This is a genomic window from Litchfieldia stipae (genome assembly GCF_014837155.1).
GTDB lineage: Bacteria > Bacillota > Bacilli > Bacillales > Bacillaceae_L > Litchfieldia.
Window position 1 is genome coordinate 88,433 of sequence record NZ_JACYHA010000006.1, and the last position, 18,424, is coordinate 106,856.

An 18,424-nucleotide genomic window follows, 5' to 3' on the forward strand; every position below is an offset into this window, starting at 1 on the left:
AAAAAAGGACTGACAAAAGTCAGTCCTGCTAGTGATTATTTAGTTAATTCTAAGAATTCTTCAACATCCTTAATTGATAACTTTACTGCTTTTTCCCAGAAATCTCTTTTTGTTAAATCAACGCCAAGATGCTTCTCAGCTAATGCTTCAACTGTCATGCTCGCAGTATCCTTTAGTAGTGCAATATACTTCTCTTCATAATCTGTGCCTTCCTCAATCGCTTGAGCATAAATACCAAGAGAGAACAGGTACCCAAATGTGTATGGGAAATTATAAAATGGCACTTGTGTTAAATAGAAGTGCATTTTTGAAGCCCAGAATTGTGGATGATATTCATCAAGTGAGTCACAATATGCTTCTTTTTGTGCTTTCTCCATTAATTCGTTTAATCTTTCAGCACTTACGATGCCATTTTTACGTTCTTCATAGAATGCAGTTTCAAAGATAAAGCGTGCATGAATGTTCATGTAGAATGCAACACTACGTTGAACCTTATCTTCTAATAAAGCAAGACGCTCTTCATCGGTTTTTGCATGCTTTACAGATGCATCCGCTACGATCATCTCAGCAAATGTAGAAGCAGTTTCTGCTACATTCATCGCATAACTACGATTTAACGTATGAACTCCCTTCATTGCATGTTGGTGGAATGCATGTCCTAACTCATGTGCTAGAGTTGAAACATTTGAAGGTGTTCCTGAATATGTCATAAAGATTCTTGACTGATCACTTTCCGGGAAGCTTGTACAGAACCCACCTGGTCTTTTTCCAGCTCGATCCTCAGCTTCTATCCAACGATCCTCGAATGATTTTCTAGTGAAATCTGTAAGTTCCTTACCAAACTTACTGAATTGATCAAGAATAAACTCACAGCCTTCTTGATAAGAAATTTTGCTCTCGGATTTGCCAATTGGTGCATCTAGGTCGTACCAGCTTAATTTCTCAATACCTAAAACCTTCGCTTTTCTGTCAAGGTACTCAACAAAAGGAGCTTTATTTTCAGTAATAACTGTCCACATCGTATCAAGAGTTTCCTTAGACATTCTATTAATATCTAGTGGCTCCTTATGGATATCTTCCCAACCACGCGCCTTGTATACATTTAATCGGAATCCACCAAGATGATTTAAGCTAGAGCTAATATAATCTGCTTGCTCTTCCCAAACAGTTGTCCAGCTTTCGAACATTTTCTTACGAGTATCTCTATCAGAGCTAGAAAATTTATTAAATGCTTGTCCCGCTGAAAGCTCTTTTACTTCACCATTCTCTTCGAATGGAATTTTAATATTACCTACCACTGTATTGTATAGTTGCCCCCATGCATGATAGCCATCGATACCCAAAGAATTGATTAATGTTTCTTGCTCTGGTGAAAGCTTATCCTTTGCACGAGTTCTTCTCTCCTCCAATACATAGGCAAGCTCTGCGAATGGATCTTCTGAAAGAAGCTCGTCCCATATAGACTTTTCAATCGACACTAATTTTTGATCAAATCCTGTTAAGATCGTTTGAAGTGATGCATTTAATTGCATGATGTTGCCATATAACATCGTTGCTTTCTTGTCATTCATGTCTTGAGCTTGAAGACAACTCACAAATGCTCCAGATTGACGAATTTTACGCGCAACCGCTTGGAAAGCATTAATGACAGCTGTTAAACCATCCTTTTCTGAAGCAGCTTTCGGTACACTAAGCTCCGTCACTAAAGAACGAAAGCTTTCAAGCTCACTTTCAATATCCTTTAAATATGTATGGAATTGTTCAGAGTTACTACCACCTTCAAAAAAGACATCTAAATCCCACGTTTGGGCATAAGTCGTTGTTGTCAAAATAATCCCCTCTTCCTTTTATTTAGTTTTCCTAAATACTTTCATTCTTTTTCATTATAATATTATTTTTATAAAATTTCTATTATTTAAAAAGAATTTAATAATGAAAAAAGTCCAAAGTACTATCAGCTGTACAATGGACCTTGTAAAAGTCTTATTTTCCATAGGAATTGTAGTAATAATATCCCCCACCAAGCACTAAAAGTAAGATGAGGAGAACAACAATTAACGCAAATCCAAAGCCGCTTCCTGGACGCCCGTATACTACAGGACCATATCCAGGATACCCGTAGCCTCCATAAGGATAATAACCGTATGGCATTTGAATCCCTCCTTTAATTCAGTCATCTACTATCTTTTATAATAGCCTATTCAAAATTAGCAGATGAGGAAGGGCATTCGTGGAATTCACAATAATATTTTTTCGAATATTACTTGTCCTAATTTTAAAGGACAGACACAAACAAGGAACAGCCTACATATGAATGAGTATAGGCTATTGCCTAGACTTTACTGATTTTTTTGTGTGAGGTGATCAAATGACAGGAATCTTAGCAGCGTTAGGATACTTTGTAAAAGAATTAATCTTTTTAGTTTCGTATGTCAAAAACAATGCCTTTCCACAACCATTATCCTCTTCTGAAGAGAAAAAGTACTTAGAGCTTATGGCTACTGGTGATGAGCATGCAAGAAACATGCTAATTGAACATAATCTCCGGTTAGTTGCCCATATTGTAAAGAAATTTGATAACACCGGTGAAGATTCAGAGGATTTAATTTCGATAGGAACGATTGGCTTAATAAAAGCCATCGAAAGTTACTCGCAAGGGAAAGGTACAAAGCTTGCGACTTATGCAGCCAGGTGTATTGAAAATGAAATACTTATGCATTTACGTGCATTAAAAAAGACAAAAAAAGATGTTTCTCTTCATGATCCAATTGGGCAAGACAAGGAAGGTAATGAGATTAGTTTGATTGATGTGTTAAAATCAGAATCGGAAGATGTGATTGACACAATTCAATTAAATATGGAGCTTGAAAAAATTAAAGAATATATCGATATTTTGGATGGACGCGAAAAAGAAGTCATTGTAGGACGATTCGGACTCGACTTGCAAAAGGAAAAGACACAAAGAGAAATAGCAAAAGAACTAGGTATTTCAAGGAGCTATGTATCTCGAATCGAAAAAAGAGCATTAATGAAAATGTTTCATGAGTTTTACAGAGCAGAGAAAGAAAAACGAAAAAAAGGATAATATTATTGAAGCCAAAGCCCTGAAATAAGTGCTTTGGCTTCTTTTTTTTGCAAAATTAACATTATTTGAGCAGATAAATAGAATGTTACATAACTACATGTTAGAATAGTGTTAAGTAACATTAAAAATGGAGGGCTTATGGAATTCGTTGACGCATTAAAAGACATCAATCAAATAAATAAGATTAAGGGGCACTTGTGGAAGCAATCAAAAAGAGATTATTTATTATTCGTATTAGGTATTAATACAGGACTTAAAATTAGTGAGTTACTTTCTATTAAAGTGAGTGATTTATTAGATGCTGACGGAAAGATGAAACCGTTTCTTGAAGTCACATCGACCATTCAGCCCTCGATCCCAATCTTTCTTAATTCACAAGTAGAAAAAGCCATTCGTTCCTACGCCCCTACCTCTAATCTACATTTTGATGATTATCTATTTTTATCTTCTAAATCAAATAAACCAATCACAAGACAGCAAGCCTATCGAATTATTAATAAGGCCGCTAAATTATGTGATATACCTGGAAGTATAGGGACACACTCACTTCGGAAAACGTTTGGTTATCATGCCTATAAAAAAGGAGTTGCGATTTCAATCTTGCAAAAAATGTTTCATCATTCCTCTTCAACTGAAACTCTAAAATACTTAGGAATTGATAAAACTAACAAAATAAAAACAGAAATAGACGTTAACCTATAAAAGGGAGGGAAATGCAATGTTTAATATTGATTATTTTATTTTATTGGGAGCATTACTTCTAATTATCGGGGTCCTCTCCACTAAATTTTCAACAAGGGTAGGTGTACCTGCACTCGTCCTATTTATTGCTGTTGGCATGATTTTTGGAAGTGATGGCTTTGGCTTTATTTATTTTGACAATGCCAAGCTTGCCCAATTAATTGGAATCTTAGCACTTATTGTTATTCTATTTGAAGGTGGTTTACAAACAAAATGGACATCGGTCAAACCAGTTCTTGTTCCTTCTTTGACATTAGCTACTCTTGGAGTTTTAATTACAACTTCACTTGTAGCTGTAGCTGCTAAATTAATCTTCAACGTCTCTTGGTTAGAAGCGTTTTTACTTGGCTCCATTGTTGGCTCTACCGATGCAGCCGCTGTCTTTGCTGTACTTAAAGGGCAAAATATTCGTGATCGTCTTGAATCAACACTCGAGGTAGAATCAGGTACAAATGATCCAATGGCTGTATTTTTGACCATTTCTTTTATTCAATTACTTTCAGTCACTGAAAGTAATATTTTCGGACTTATTTTCTCTTTCTTTTGGCAAATGGGTATTGGTTTATTAGTAGGAATTGCATTCGGAAAACTCGCTGTTTTTGCTCTTAATAAAATTAATTTAGATTCTGGTGGTTTATACCCAGTATTTGCAATGGCGTTTGCTTTACTAACCTATAGTGCAACTGCATTACTAAACGCAAGTGGACTCCTAGCTGTATATGTAGCTGCTTTATTAATTGGAAGTGCAGATATTACTTACCGTCATTCAATCTTCCGTTTTAATGAAGGTTTCGCTTGGATGATGCAAATTTTAATGTTTGTAATTTTAGGTTTATTGGTCTTTCCATCACAGTTATTTTCAATTGATATTATTGGTAAAGGACTTTTACTTGCAATTTGTTTAATTGTTGTAGCACGTCCAGTAGCTGTATTTCTTTCCACGATTAAGCTCGGTTTCAATCTAAGAGAAAAATTATTCCTCTCATGGGCTGGGTTACGTGGAGCAGTTCCAATCGTTCTAGCTACCTATCCAATGATTGCAGGAATCGAAGATAGTCAGCTGTTTTTCAATATTGTTTTCTTCGTTGTTTTAACGTCATCTTTAATACAAGGATCAACAATTTCTCACATGGCAGGCTGGCTTGGGTTATCAGGAGAAAAGAAAACAGCTCCAGCACACTCCTTAGAGCTTGTGTCAATTGGGAAAGCGAATGCGGAAATCATTGAATACGAAGTCAACGAAAATGATTTCATTGTGAATAAGAAAATTGTCCAGTTAAAGCTTCCAAGAAAAGTATTAATCAACGCCATTATTCGTGGAGAAAATCTAATCACACCTAGAGGTGATACAACTATTAAAACTGGTGATATTCTATATATTCTGACCTCCCGAGAAAGTAAAGATAAACTCTTAGAAATCATTAAATCACAAAAGGAGATAGCACCATTAGAGACTCCTATACCAGATAATTGATTACCATATTTTTTGACGAATAAGCAGGTGATGCATGAATTACCCTAAAACGAGAGATATGATCAGAGAGGAGATAAATCATGCTCCAGACGATACCAGAGGAACAAATCCCTTTACACATTATTAAGTTATTAAAAGAATCGAAAAAAAAGGAGTTTCAAGAACTTCTTGGTGAATTACAACCATATGATATAGCTAGACTTTTTGAAGGTTTACCTGAAAAACATCATACCAGGTTTTTATTATTCCTTTCATCAGACCAAATTGCTGATTTGATCCAGGAATTAGAGAATGAACAACAATTGAATGTACTAACCAAGCTTGGTATTGAGAAATCAGGACAGGTTATGGATTTAATGGATAATGATGATTTAGCATCCTTATTACAGGACTTATCCCCAGATAAGATTGAAGAACTGTTATCTGGGATGAAAAAAGAAGAATCAACAATTGTTCAAAATATCATGAATTACGAACCAGAAACAGCAGGTCGCCTTATGACAAACAGGTTCGTATGGATTCCACAGCACTATACAGTTCGTGAAACGGTTAATAAATTAAAGGTATTTGCTGAGTTCTCTGAAACAATTAATTATTTATATGTTATTGATGATGAGAAAAAACTTGTTGGTGTTGTTTCATATCGTGAGATTATTTTGGCAGAGGAATCGGAGAAAATTCAGGATATTATGTATAACCGTGTTGTCTCTGTAACTGCTGATACAGACCAAGAAGAGGTTGCCAGGTTTATTGAAAGATATGACTTCTTAGCCATTCCGGTCGTAGAAGAAAACAATGTTCTTGTTGGAATCGTTACCGTTGATGATATTATTGATGTCGTGATACGAGAAGCAAATGAAGATATTGAAAAATTATCAGCATCTGGTAAGTCTATTGACTTTGATACGACAGCGATTGTTGCTGCATACAGACGATTACCTTGGCTAATCTTACTCCTATTTATTGGAGTCATCTCAGGAACGATTATCAGTAGCTTTGAGGATACGTTAGCCCAAGTAGTTGCCCTCGCCTTTTTCATGCCGATGATTGCAGGGATGACTGGAAATACAGGAACTCAATCACTAGCAGTTGTGGTCCGTGGGTTAATTAGTAGAGATATTAACAAACAAGTGATATTGAAGTTGATTTGGAGAGAATTTAAAGTTAGTTTAATAATCGGGATTATCTGTGCCATTTTAATCTTCTTAATCGCTCTTGTTTGGCGCCAAGATGCAATTCTTGGAATTGTGGTTGGGAGTTCTTTATTTATCACTTTAATCATCGGAACGATGGCAGGAACGATCATTCCACTCACGCTTTATAAATTCAATGTCGATCCAGCTGTAGCATCTGGACCACTCATTACAACATTAAATGACATTTTATCATTACTTATTTATTTTGGAATTGCTACCATGTTTATCACAAAATTAATGTAACAAGTCGATCACTACACGATTTCTCCGTTGGTGATCGTTTTTTTATTCCTCTCCCTACATCTATGATATATTTTAAGTACTATTCTTAATTATTGAAGGTGTATTTATGAAATTAATAAATAGCTTGGCAGTAGGCTTTGGTGCTGCTCTAGGCAGTATTTGTCGTTACCAGATCAATTTACATATTGGTTCATTGTCATCATTCCCAATTTCGACTCTTATCGTTAATATAGTAGGAAGTCTGATACTTGGATTTCTAACAGGCATCCTGTTAATAAATCGTAAAGGCAAATGGATGAAGCTTTGCCTTGGGACAGGGTTTTGTGGAGGGTTTACAACAATGTCAACTTTTGCTGCGGACGTTTTCCACCTTTCTACTCATTCTTTTCTGGCATTAATCTCTTATTTTTCAATTAGCATAGTTGGTGGATTGGTCTGTGCATGGCTTGGGTATGTTGTTGGGGTAAAGGTTGGAGACATCTATTTAAAGCTAGAAAGTAGTGAAGGCTGATGGTGTTTGTTGCAATAGGAGGCACGGCTGGAGCCATTCTACGATTTTTACTTGGCTTATTATTCATGAAACGATTTCCACATCCACCTTTTCCAATAGCAATGGTAATTGTAAATATACTTGGTTCTTTTGGTTTAGGGGTTACACTTGCTTTATATAACCTTGAGAGCCCTACATCATTGTACAATTTAATCGTTGTTGGTTTTTTTGGCGCTTTTACAACTTTTTCTACTTTTAGTATGGAGGCTGTTGAATTGTTTCAGAAAAAACAATATAGAAGCGGTATTCTTTATGTTGTTTGTACAATAGGAGGTAGTATCAGTTTGTTTTCGATTGGATTTATTCTTTTCGCTTCATAAACCAGTTAATATAGAGGCTGAACAAAGCCAGCAGGTTCTTATTTGGTATAAGCTGGTCGATTAGAAGCGGCTGATTCCCATATCTAAGACCAAGGGGATCCGCACTTATCGGTTGGGGAGTCAGGTTAAGTACTTGATCTAGATTAATAGAAGGAAAAATTCCGCTTATTTAGTAATTGTTACTAAAAATAGCTGAAATAAGCGGAGAGATTCCGCCTATTGACTCGAAACATTCGAAAATAGGATTTTTTGCAGCGCATAAGAGGAAAAACTACCCCTATTTCCCCAAAAACAGGCTCCATTCTGTATTTAACCGGATAAATTCCGCTTATTTCACTTTAGCTGGTACCTTGAATAAGGACAAGACATCTTATTTAAAAACAAAGGCTCTAATTTAGTTGATAAATTAGAGCCTTTGTTTGATATTTATTTCTTGGTTTTGCACCCTAAAACAGAACTCGTTATGAACAAATACAGCCTCTTTTAATTAGTTTTCTACACTTACCTCTGTACTTATGATTAATGCAATCGTTGCCGTTATGATAAGTCCCATAACTATTGAAAACATTGTATACACCCCCGTAATCGTCTTCTAGATACCTTAACTTTACCATCTAATGACATTGTTTACGGTAAGTAAAAATGAACATAACGTTACGTTTGTTTGTCGAATTTGTGAATCATTAATCTATTTTCTTTTGAAAAATAAAGTAATGATTAATACACGCAGTGATAGCATCGCAACTCCTCCTCTATAAAAATACTTAGGTGGAATCCTTCTCCACAAGCAACCAATTTGTTAATACAATTCTTCTCTTAATCATCTTCATTACCACCTTTCATTTTTTTTTGAACCATTGAGAAATTAATAAAAATTCATCATTGAACGTTGTTTTTCTTTCATTTCTTCATACATCATTTTTACTTGTTCTTCATGAACATACTCTTCAATTGATACATTTCTTTTCTTGATCGAAATTTGAAAAAAGAATAGATTTAAGACCATTTCTTATCACCTCCTTAAAAAAGCACACAAAAAAGCCACAGGAATCCATTTTCTCCCCGTGGCTTTATTAAGGCATAAAAACGCCACAGAAGAGACTACTCTACCTGCGGCGGTGTGTGTTATATCGTTAATTGCACATTAAAGTACTACATTGATCACCAAGTCGGTCGAATAGCTTTGTACATATGAAGTTGTCATTACTGATGTTGCTTGCGATGTTATTCTCATCATTTTCTTCGACCTCCTTTTATGATAATAATTCCTACAAAGGTAATTATATCCAACACATTCCCCTTTGTAAACCCTCTTTTTGTAAAATAGGGAAATAATCTCAACTAAAAAACACCTCTTTCAAGAAAGAGATGTTTTTGACATACTAGATAAACTTCTAGTTATATTATTGAATCGATGTTTTCACTTCTGAAATCATTCTCATAACTAAATCTGATGAGTTGATTGCAGCTGTTTTGATGAATTGATCAAATGAAACATTCGATTCCTTTCCTGCAATATCAGATAATGCTCTGATTACAACAAATGGAATTCGAAATGTATGACAAACTTGTGCAATTGCTGCAGCTTCCATTTCAACTGCATACAAATCCTGAAATTGATCCCTTACAAATTCAACTCTAACAGGATCATTCATAAATGAGTCACCTGTTGCAATAAGACCTTTGACAACTTGAATATCTGAAATTTGTTTAGCTGCCTTCTCAGCTATTTCTACGAGTTTCGTGTCACTCTTAAATGCTGCAGGCATCCCTGGAACTTGTCCATACTCATACCCAAATGCTGTCACATCAACATCGTGATGTCTCACTTCTGATGAGATCACCACATCTCCTACATTTAACGACTCTAAGTAACCTCCAGCTGACCCTGTGTTGATTACATATGCTGGCCTAAATTCCTGTAATAAAATACTTGTAGAAAGTGCTGCATTTACTTTTCCAATACCGGACTTCACTAATATAATTTCTTGCCCGTTCAAATGTCCTGTTGAAAATTCACATCCCGCGATCTCCATTGATTCTCTATTTTCAAGTCGCTCCCGTAAGATTTCTACTTCTTCTTCCATTGCTCCGATTATTGCTATTTTCACATCAATCACCTTTCATTTGTTAAAAATGTTAATACTAGAACCTAATGCTTGTACAATTACACTTTTATGTATCTCGTTTCACGTTCAACTATAGACTTTACTTACTTGTTATTTTATACTTTTTTCATGAAATGACATGAGGAAGTGAATAGGGTTGGAATTTAAATTAGATTTCATTCAAGACAAAGTAGAGTTTTTTGAAGCGTATGATTTAAAGACACTTGAAAAGAAAATTAACGAACAAATTGAACATAATAAAGCAATTATGTTAATGGTTCAGAATGTCTCTCATCAAATGCATATTGATGAAGACGGCAGAAAGTTCTTTAGTGCAGTTGTACATTTCAAAGCAAAAATCTAAGAATTGCTATATAAATGCCAGTTATCCCTAGTTGGACACTGGCATTTTTTCTATAGCTGCAGTTTAATTAACCTTCAGCTTCTTCTGTCTCAACAGTTTCTGAAGCACTATTACCTTTATAATATTTACTATCATTCTCTCTTAACTCATCAATTCTAAGTGGCTTCCAGCCTTCTGCTGGGACCCATTCAATATAGACACGATACACATGAGAATTATCCTTCGTTGAAATAGTCGCTGCGACTTGATTGTCTGCCTGGCGAGATAACTCCCAAACAGTTAATGAAGCTGCGTCATATCCTACTGCATAGCTGATTGCTCGCTCCATTTCTGTACGATCAACAGAACCACTGTCATAGACAATTGTATGAGGTTCTGATTGACTCGTACCAATTGGTGCCCATGCCTTATTCTCAATTGATCTTATAATGTTTGAGTCTGGATCTCCGTCAGTGATCTCTTCATGTTCAGTTGATTCACTTTCAGGAACCTCCGCTGGATCTTCTTCCTCTACAGCTGATTCTTCTTCGTTAGTGCTATCAGATTCACCTTCAGCTACAGCTGGATCTTCTCCGCCACCCTCTGAAGAAGGGGAATTATTTGTTTCTGTTGATTCAACCACTTCAGCTGTACTTTGCTTATTGTCATTAGATAATAAGAACTTCCAACCGAAGAAGATAATTAAAATAAACACAATTCCGATAAGTATATTAAGGACTCTATTAATCCTTCTTCTCTTAGCTCTTTTTTCAGACCTTGGTCCCACATATAGCTTTTCTAAGTCATACCCCAAAGTATAGTTCCCTCCCTAAATGTTCACTATACTCTATTTTATCATTACTTCCCTATTTGATGAATGTTTTTTATATTAACTTTCTTTTATCGTTTCATTTCTAGAAAGATTTATCTGATAAATTCCATTCACCATATCAAAATATACGTCATTGGTTGGTGACTTACTGCCAATCTGTTCAAGGTCAACAACAACCAATGCATATCTTGGCTCTTCGGCAGGAAAATAACCTGCAAACCACTTATTTACTAGGGAACCTTCTGATACCTCTCGACCAATCTCCGCTGTCCCTGATTTTCCAGCTACTTTGTATGGAAGTGATTGGAATTTCGAACCGGTTCCTGACTCTACTACCTCTTGCATTAGCTCTTGTAGCTTCATCGCAGTATATGGGGCAATATTTTCTTCTTGTTTAAAAGATTGCTCTGGAAATGAGAATAAGGTTGTTCCATTTTTGTAAAGCACCTCTGAAACAGCTCGAACTTGCTTGATTTCTCCTCCTCTTGCAATCGTCGCCATCATATTGGCAATAGCAAGTGGGGTTACTCTCACATCCTTTTGTCCAATGGATATTTGAGCAACCGCTTTTGGGACAGATTTATCCTTTTCATCTCCCCAAATTGAACCTTTGTATTCTCCTGACAATTGCTTAAAGTCCTGAAGCCGAAATACATCTCCATGCCAACCGACAGGGGTGATTAACCCTAATTTCGCAGCATATTCTTCAATGATGTTAGAGTCCTTCTCAATTAATTCCTGAGCAAGCGAAGTAAATGTATAGTTACAGCTCTTTGCAAAGCTTTCTCTGAAGTCCAACTCGCCAAGCTCATACACCGGATTAGATTGTCCATATAAATCAAGGTCACAATTAAACGTTCGTTTTGATACATCCACATTCTTTTCTATTACGGCTGCAGTTGTAACTATTTTGAAAACAGAACCAGGAAAATGTGGCAGAAGCATCTGATTATCCGCACTACCATCTCCAAATGGATTGGAGTGATTAATCGAAGGTGCACTTACCATGGCTAAAATATCAGATGTTTTAACATCTAAAAGAACGACTCCACCCTTTTTTATCCCATGCTCCTCAACTAACTTTTCTGCAAGCTGCTGCATTTCTCTATCAATAGTTGTTTTAATAGATACCGGATAATATGGATTAGCAGGTGCTGTATATTTCACATCGATACCAAACAACGGATTGCCATCACCTGCAACATGATACAATAGCTTTGCTTCTCCCTCAGGGAGTAAAAACTCATCAAATGCGGCTTGTAATCCTGTGATTCCTACCTTCGTTTTTGGTGATAAATACGTCTTTTCAGGGTATCTTTTGGATAGTAATTCATGATTTTCTCTGATAATCCCTAATAAATGTTCTGCGATATCGCTATCTATTGCATACTGACGATACACTGCAAAAACACCCGGAATCTCAAGCTCATTAATTCGGTTCATTTGTGTTTCTGTTAGTTCAAGTGGCTTTTCTTTTCCAAATACGACTGGTTCCTTTGCCTCTTCTATACTAGCTGTTAATTCACTAGAAGGCACCTCTAAAATATCAGAAACCTGTTCAACTGGCCACTCTGTATTTTTTAGAAATGGAAAAAGAACAAGGCTAGGATAATATTCATGTGTTAATGCATTGGCATTCCGATCAATGAAACGACCTCTTCCTTGATCTATCACAATCTCTTGTGTCCGCTGAGATACACTAGACTTAATTAAATTTATATTGTTAGATGTAAACGATTCTGGATGTAATAATTGAATATCCACTAATCTAATCACGAGAATGGAAATCATCATCATAAAGATGATTAGAACAGCGAATCCTCTCTTTTTAACTTTCATAAAAAAACCACCTCGTCTCCATTTTCGACGAGGTGATCCTATTTAAAACGTTATAAATGAATTTAATTTAGCTAATTGAGACAATCTTAACGAACATTTCGCCACCAGGAGTTTGAACAGTTACTTCATCATCCACCTGTTTACCGATTAGGCTTTTTGCGATTGGTGAATCATTTGAAATTTTCCCTTCAAATGGATCAGCTTCCGCACTTCCAACAATCGTATATGTTTCTTCTTCACCACCAGGTAGTTCGATGAATGTTACCGTTTTCCCAAGTGATACAACATTAGATCCATCATTTGACTCTTCAATGATTTTTGCATTTCTAATCATATTTTCAAGAGTTGTGATACGTCCTTCAACGAAAGCTTGCTCTTCCTTCGCTGAATCATACTCAGAGTTCTCAGATAAATCTCCAAAGCTTCTAGCGATCTTTATACGTTCAACAACCTCTTTACGTTTTACTGATTTTAATTGTTCTAATTCTTGTTCTAGTTTCTGTTTTCCGGCCGCTGTCATCGGAAATACTTTTTCAATTGCCATAATCCCTTCACTCCTTCTGTGTAATACAACCCCAAGTAGAATTGTTTTTATCTATGTATCCATTTATTATTACACTTTTTTTGACATCTATTATAGAAGGAAAGAGATTAACCTAAAAAGGTCACCCCTTTCCTTATAAATGGGTTACTATGGAACCCTAAAATGATTGATTGTCAAAAATGTAACTTTCTATGATATGTTATTACAAAATGGAATTTTGTTCAAGAATAGTTTGAATTTTTGTGACCATTAAATCGATAGCGATATGATTTTGTCCACCTTCAGGGATAATCAAATCCGCATATCTCTTAGTTGGTTCAATAAACTGATTATGCATTGGACGTACAACTGACACATATTGTTCAATAACTGATTCAATTGTACGACCTCGATCATTAATGTCTCGGAGCATTCTGCGTAAAATTCGCAAATCTGCATCAGTATCAACAAAAAGCTTAATGTCCATTAAATTGCGCAATCGCTCATCCTCAAGGACTAAGATTCCCTCTAAAATAATAACATCCTTCGGTTCTACAATAATAACATCCTTAGATCTGGTATGTTCTTTGTAATCATATACCGGCTTTTCAATCGGTTTGTATTCTAGTAATTGCTTAATATGCTCAATTAATAAATCATTATCAAATGCCAGTGGATGGTCATAGTTTGTATTCAAACGTTCCTCAAATGCTAAATGACTTTGATCTTTATAATAAAAGTCTTGTTCGATCATTAATATTGATTGTCCTCTGAAATGCTCGTAGATCGCTTTTGTTACACTTGTCTTACCTGATCCCGATCCACCTGCGATACCAATCACAATGGGCTTCTTCCCCATGCTTACTCAGTTCCCCTTCCGCATCATGTTATTCGGGAATACTTTCTTGTCTACTTTGAATTTGACAATCTGTAAAGGATGACGGGCTGCATCAAGCTCATGTCCATCTTCATCCCAAATTTTCTCGATGTTGATTCTAAAGTTTTCAATTTCTGGACCGAAGAATTCAACCTCGTCCCCTGGTTTGAAATAGTTTCTTTGTTGAAGAGTAACTATTTTTGTTTCCTCATTGTAGTCTAACACTAGCCCAACAAATTCATAAGTGGTCTTTTTGCTATGGTTTCCAAACATTTGCTCTTTAAACCCTGGTACACCTTCAAAGAATGCTGTTGCAGTATCTCGATTTGCACATTTATCAAGCTCTTCAAGCCATTCAGGATTTATTTCAAAGTTTTCTGGATCTGCACAATAGGCATCAATCACTTTACGATACACGCTTACTACAGTTGCCACATAGTGAATTGATTTCATACGACCTTCGATTTTCAAACTATCAATTCCTAATTCAATCATTTTCGGGATCGATTCAATTAGCTTTAAATCTTTTGGACTCATTGCAAATGCTGCATCTCCATCATTAAACAGAGCTACTTCATTTTCTGAGTCTTTTTGATAAAGGTCATAGTCCCAGCGACATGATTGACAGCAACCGCCACGGTTTGAATCACGTGCTGTCATATGATTACTTAAGGTACAACGTCCAGAATAAGCAATACACATAGCACCATGAATAAATGCCTCAATCTCTATATCTACCTTTTCCTTCATTTCTCTAATTTCTTCAGCACTTGTTTCACGTGCAAGTACAACTCTCTCAAGGCCTTCTTCTTTCCAAAACTGGACAGCCTTCCAGTTAGACAATGATTGCTGAGTACTTAAATGAACTTCAAGCTTCGGAGCGACTCTGCGACATGTCTCAATAATTAATGGGTCCGCAACGATAATCCCCGTTACTCCAGCATTCTCTAATCCTTCTAAGTATTCATCTAATCCATCCATGTTTTCGTTATGAGCAAAAATATTGGTCGTTACATAAATTTTCGCACCATATTTATTTGCAAATTCAACGCCTTCAGCCATTTCTTCAAGGGAGAAATTGTCGGCGTTTGAACGTAAGCCAAATTCTTTCCCACCAATAAATACAGCGTCTGCACCATAATGAACAGCTATTTTTAGCTTTTCTAAGCTTCCTGCTGGTGCTAATAATTCAGGTTTTTTTACGATCACACGTTTCCCATCGATGATTTTTGATATTTTGTCATGCATTACGGTTGTCATGAATCGTTCCTCCTTTTAATAAACCGTTTCTTTAAAGAAAAATCCCGTATCAAGCGGACGATTAGCAGGTTGTAATTCCTCAAGCTCTTCTAATAGCTCGTCCTTTATGTTTTCATATTCATCACGATCGTCAACACATAAATCTATCGCTTTTCGATATCGCTTTGTTACTTCAATTAAGTATTCACTTGTTTTTAAGACTCCATCGATTTTAAAGCTATCGACACCAGCATCAATCATTTCTTCAAGCTCATCTATGATACAAATATCATTTGGACTCATGATATGTGTACCATTCACATCTTCAAAAATAGGATATTTGTTATCACGTTCTTTATCATATAAGAACATGTTTTTTTCTAGCTTTCGATTTTCAATTTCCATTACATTCCCTTGATATTCAAAATAATTCCCAACTAATGAACGTTTCGATTGGAACATATTTGTCATACCATGGACCTGAACTTCAATTTCAACTTCAGCATTTTCTTTAATTTCAACAATCGCATCCATATTTAATTCTCGTGCTAACACAGCACGTTTTGCGCCTCTTTTCCCCCAATAATTACATGTATACCAATTTGTTGCTGTCATCTCAGTATTCCAATGTAATTTAAGATTAGGGGCTACCTCACGAGCAACCATTAATACAGCAGGGTCTCCAAAAAGAACACCGTCCACATTAAGTGTATTTAAGTATGAAAGATAATCGTACACAGCGTCGATTTTCTCATTATGAAATAGAGCGTTCACTGCGACATAGATTTTTTTATTTAGCTTGTGACTGGTTTCAGTAGCTTGTTTAACATCCTCACGTGTGAAGTCTCCTGCCAATCGTAATCCAAATTGTTGTTCACCAATAACAAATGCGTCTGCTCCTACAGCTGCGAGTTTTTCTATATCAGAAACATTCGTCGGAGTAACTAAAAGCTCAGGCTTTTTCATACTTAACACCTCTTCGTTTACTTATTGCTATCCCATCACCAACAGGAAGAATCGTTGTCACATAATTTGGATGTGTCGATAGCCATTCATTATACATTTTGATTTTGTCCACCAATTGCCTTTTTCGTTTATCTTCAATCTCTTCCACAACAAGACCTTTAAAAAGAACATTGTCTGTAATAATCATGCCTTGATTTGTTAAGAGGGGCTCGTAGCTTTCAAAGAAACGTTTATACTGACCTTTTGCAGCATCAATAAAAATAACATCATAGCTTCCAGTTGCATGGATTTCTGGTGCAAGGTCTAGTGCGTCTCCATGAAACACAGTGATTTGATTTGTCATATTTGCTTCATTTATATTCTTTATTGCTTCTTCATAACGACCACGATTCCGCTCGATTGTCGTTATTTCAGTTCCTGGCAATGTCATCGCCATGCGAATTGCTGAATAGCCAATAGCTGTTCCGATCTCAAGGATACGCTTTGGATTAGATATTCGTAGAAGCTGAAGAATAGCTTCAGCACTAATAACATCCATGATTGGAACATGATTCTCTTTCGCATAGTCTTCTAGCTGTTGAATGAATTCACTTCTAGGCTGGACTAAGGAATTTAAATAAGCGAGTAGTTCATCGGAAACCATTAAGGGACCTCCAGTTACATTTATTAAAATAAAACGTAGTTAGTAAAAAATAGAACGAACAAGTGCGAAAACAACAAAAAGAAAATTGGCTCATTTATGCCAATTTTTTAGTATGTTTCATATGTTGTTATAATAACTCGATATATTTTACCACATTGTAAAGGGGAACGCTAATTTTCGGTTCCCCAAAACAAATTTATTCAGTGTTCCGAATATATTTCGCTGCCTTTTCGGTATGTTCCTCAAACGTATCAGAGTAATATACCTGTCCGTCACTTGCAGCTAAAAAGTACAATGCTGAAATATCTGCGGGATTAAGTGCAGCCTTTATTGATGTTAATCCAGCATTTGCAATTGGACCTGGTGTTAACCCTTTATGAATATAGGTGTTAAATGGATCATTTATCTCTAAATCTTTAAATAAGACACGGTCTTTATGTTCACCGAGTGCATATAGAACAGTTGGATCCGTTTGTAGGGCCATATCAATCTTCATCCGATTATAGAATACGGCTGAGATTTTATCACGATCTACTTGTGCTGTTGCTTCTTCTTCAATAAGTGAGGCGAAGGTTAATAATTCATGTGGTGAAAATTCACGAAATTCCATTTCACCTTGAACATCAGCGATTACTTTCTCAGTTTGAGAAATCATAGGTTCAATAATTTTCTCTAGACTCGGGCTTGTCTCATAAAAAGGATATGTTGCAGGATATAAATACCCCTCTAGAGCATATTTAATATCCTCATTGAGAATTTCATTAGTTAGTAATGATGGATATAAGGTCATTAACTCTTCAATGTATTCTGGGTCTGTCAATTTCTCCAATACTTCTTCTTCGCTGAAATTGGTTTTCCCTGAAATAATCTTGGCTATTTCTTTAATCTGTTTTCCTTCAGGTATTGTTATTTGAAATACTACATCCTCCATCACTTTACCTGTTTTTAGGTTTGAAATGATATCAGTAAATGTCATTGATGGTTTTAATGTATATTCTCCTGCTTGGAAACCAGACTCATTTCTGAATTTCGTATAATAACGAAATACCTTTGCGTTTTTGACAATTCCATTCTCTGCTAATATATTAGCTATTGCCGTTGGTGAAGAACCAATTGGAATTGTCACTTTTACTTCTTTTTCACTATCTGGGTCTACTGGCTCAAGGGCTGATTTAATATATAAATAACCGCCGCCTACGACACCAGAAATAACAAGTAATATGACAATAAAAATAATTAGTACGATTTTTCGAACAACTCTCGCTTCTCCTTGAAGCTCAAGAAGTTTTTCTTGATGTATTTGTTTTTTCTCATTATTTTTTGGTGATTCAGACACTTGACTTCCTCCTCTACTCGAAATATTATACTACAATCTTTCGTTGATTTCGTCAATTCACGCCAAATTTCTTCAAAATTTAGAATAAAAAAAAGGATTATCTCCACTT

At 35.8% G+C, this 18,424-nt stretch carries 19 protein-coding genes; 7 read left to right on the forward strand and 12 right to left on the reverse strand.

Going from position 1 to position 18,424, the window contains the following annotated elements:
- Positions 1-35: 35 nt before the first annotated feature.
- Both F7888_RS09575 and yjcZ read right to left on the reverse strand, forming a co-directional pair.
- Complete coding sequence (locus tag F7888_RS09575; protein ID WP_191778961.1) at positions 36-1,829, reverse strand: M3 family oligoendopeptidase; 1,794 nt, start codon at positions 1,827-1,829, stop codon at positions 36-38.
- A gap of 154 nt (positions 1,830-1,983) precedes the next feature.
- Positions 1,984-2,151, reverse strand: coding sequence for a sporulation protein YjcZ (yjcZ, locus tag F7888_RS09580; RefSeq protein WP_191778962.1), 168 nt, complete (start codon positions 2,149-2,151; stop codon positions 1,984-1,986).
- Positions 2,152-2,368: 217 nt separating this feature from the next.
- On the opposite strand from yjcZ, the gene sigK reads away from it, so the two are divergent.
- The 6 genes from sigK (at position 2,369) to crcB (ending at position 7,609) form a co-directional block, all read left to right on the forward strand.
- Positions 2,369-3,085, forward strand: coding sequence for an RNA polymerase sporulation sigma factor SigK (gene sigK, locus F7888_RS09585; protein ID WP_191778963.1), 717 nt, complete (start codon positions 2,369-2,371; stop codon positions 3,083-3,085).
- 138 nt (positions 3,086-3,223) lie between these two features.
- A complete protein-coding gene (locus F7888_RS09590; protein WP_191778964.1) occupies positions 3,224-3,787 on the forward strand; it encodes a tyrosine-type recombinase/integrase in 564 nt (187 codons plus the stop codon).
- A gap of 16 nt (positions 3,788-3,803) precedes the next feature.
- Positions 3,804-5,300: a potassium/proton antiporter gene (locus tag F7888_RS09595; RefSeq protein ID WP_191778965.1), complete on the forward strand. Its 1,497-nt coding sequence runs from the start codon at positions 3,804-3,806 to the stop codon at positions 5,298-5,300.
- Positions 5,301-5,380: 80 nt separating this feature from the next.
- A complete protein-coding gene (gene mgtE / locus F7888_RS09600; protein ID WP_191778966.1) occupies positions 5,381-6,739 on the forward strand; it encodes a magnesium transporter in 1,359 nt (452 codons plus the stop codon).
- Positions 6,740-6,845: 106 nt separating this feature from the next.
- Positions 6,846-7,250, forward strand: coding sequence for a fluoride efflux transporter FluC (locus tag F7888_RS09605; RefSeq protein ID WP_191778967.1), 405 nt, complete (start codon positions 6,846-6,848; stop codon positions 7,248-7,250).
- Entirely contained in the window at positions 7,250-7,609 is a 360-nt protein-coding gene (gene crcB, locus F7888_RS09610; RefSeq protein ID WP_191778968.1) for a fluoride efflux transporter CrcB, read from the forward strand. Before F7888_RS09605 ends, crcB begins: the two co-directional genes overlap by 1 nt.
- 865 nt (positions 7,610-8,474) lie before the next feature.
- On the opposite strand, the gene F7888_RS09615 is transcribed toward crcB, so the two are convergent.
- A complete protein-coding gene (locus F7888_RS09615) occupies positions 8,475-8,615 on the reverse strand; it encodes a YrzI family small protein (RefSeq protein WP_191778969.1) in 141 nt (46 codons plus the stop codon).
- Positions 8,616-9,012: 397 nt separating this feature from the next.
- Positions 9,013-9,720: a 5'-methylthioadenosine/S-adenosylhomocysteine nucleosidase gene (gene mtnN, locus F7888_RS09620; protein ID WP_191778970.1), complete on the reverse strand. Its 708-nt coding sequence runs from the start codon at positions 9,718-9,720 to the stop codon at positions 9,013-9,015.
- A gap of 154 nt (positions 9,721-9,874) precedes the next feature.
- On the opposite strand from mtnN, the gene F7888_RS09625 reads away from it, so the two are divergent.
- Positions 9,875-10,081, forward strand: a complete 207-nt coding sequence (locus tag F7888_RS09625) for a YrzA family protein (protein WP_191778971.1) — start codon at positions 9,875-9,877, stop codon at positions 10,079-10,081.
- A gap of 67 nt (positions 10,082-10,148) precedes the next feature.
- Here F7888_RS09625 and F7888_RS09630 read toward each other — a convergent pair whose 3' ends face one another.
- From F7888_RS09630 to mltG, 8 genes are all read right to left on the reverse strand, one after another.
- Positions 10,149-10,874: a YrrS family protein gene (locus F7888_RS09630; RefSeq protein WP_191778972.1), complete on the reverse strand. Its 726-nt coding sequence runs from the start codon at positions 10,872-10,874 to the stop codon at positions 10,149-10,151.
- Between the two features lie 75 nt (positions 10,875-10,949).
- The gene (locus F7888_RS09635) at positions 10,950-12,731 is read right to left on the reverse strand and encodes a peptidoglycan D,D-transpeptidase FtsI family protein (protein WP_191778973.1); all 1,782 of its coding nucleotides are present in this window, start codon (positions 12,729-12,731) and stop codon (positions 10,950-10,952) included.
- A gap of 67 nt (positions 12,732-12,798) precedes the next feature.
- Positions 12,799-13,275 (reverse strand): transcription elongation factor GreA, encoded by a 477-nt coding sequence (gene greA / locus F7888_RS09640; RefSeq protein ID WP_191778974.1) that lies wholly within the window; start codon positions 13,273-13,275, stop codon positions 12,799-12,801.
- Positions 13,276-13,477: 202 nt separating this feature from the next.
- Entirely contained in the window at positions 13,478-14,113 is a 636-nt protein-coding gene (udk, locus tag F7888_RS09645; RefSeq protein ID WP_191778975.1) for a uridine kinase, read from the reverse strand.
- A gap of 6 nt (positions 14,114-14,119) precedes the next feature.
- Complete coding sequence (locus F7888_RS09650) at positions 14,120-15,391, reverse strand: peptidase U32 family protein (protein WP_191778976.1); 1,272 nt, start codon at positions 15,389-15,391, stop codon at positions 14,120-14,122.
- 15 nt (positions 15,392-15,406) lie between these two features.
- The gene (locus F7888_RS09655) at positions 15,407-16,336 is read right to left on the reverse strand and encodes a peptidase U32 family protein (RefSeq protein ID WP_191778977.1); all 930 of its coding nucleotides are present in this window, start codon (positions 16,334-16,336) and stop codon (positions 15,407-15,409) included.
- Positions 16,323-16,979, reverse strand: coding sequence for an O-methyltransferase (locus F7888_RS09660; protein WP_191778978.1), 657 nt, complete (start codon positions 16,977-16,979; stop codon positions 16,323-16,325). Before F7888_RS09660 ends, F7888_RS09655 begins: the two co-directional genes overlap by 14 nt.
- Positions 16,980-17,175: 196 nt before the next feature.
- The gene (mltG, locus tag F7888_RS09665; protein ID WP_191778979.1) at positions 17,176-18,315 is read right to left on the reverse strand and encodes an endolytic transglycosylase MltG; all 1,140 of its coding nucleotides are present in this window, start codon (positions 18,313-18,315) and stop codon (positions 17,176-17,178) included.
- Positions 18,316-18,424: the final 109 nt, after the last annotated feature.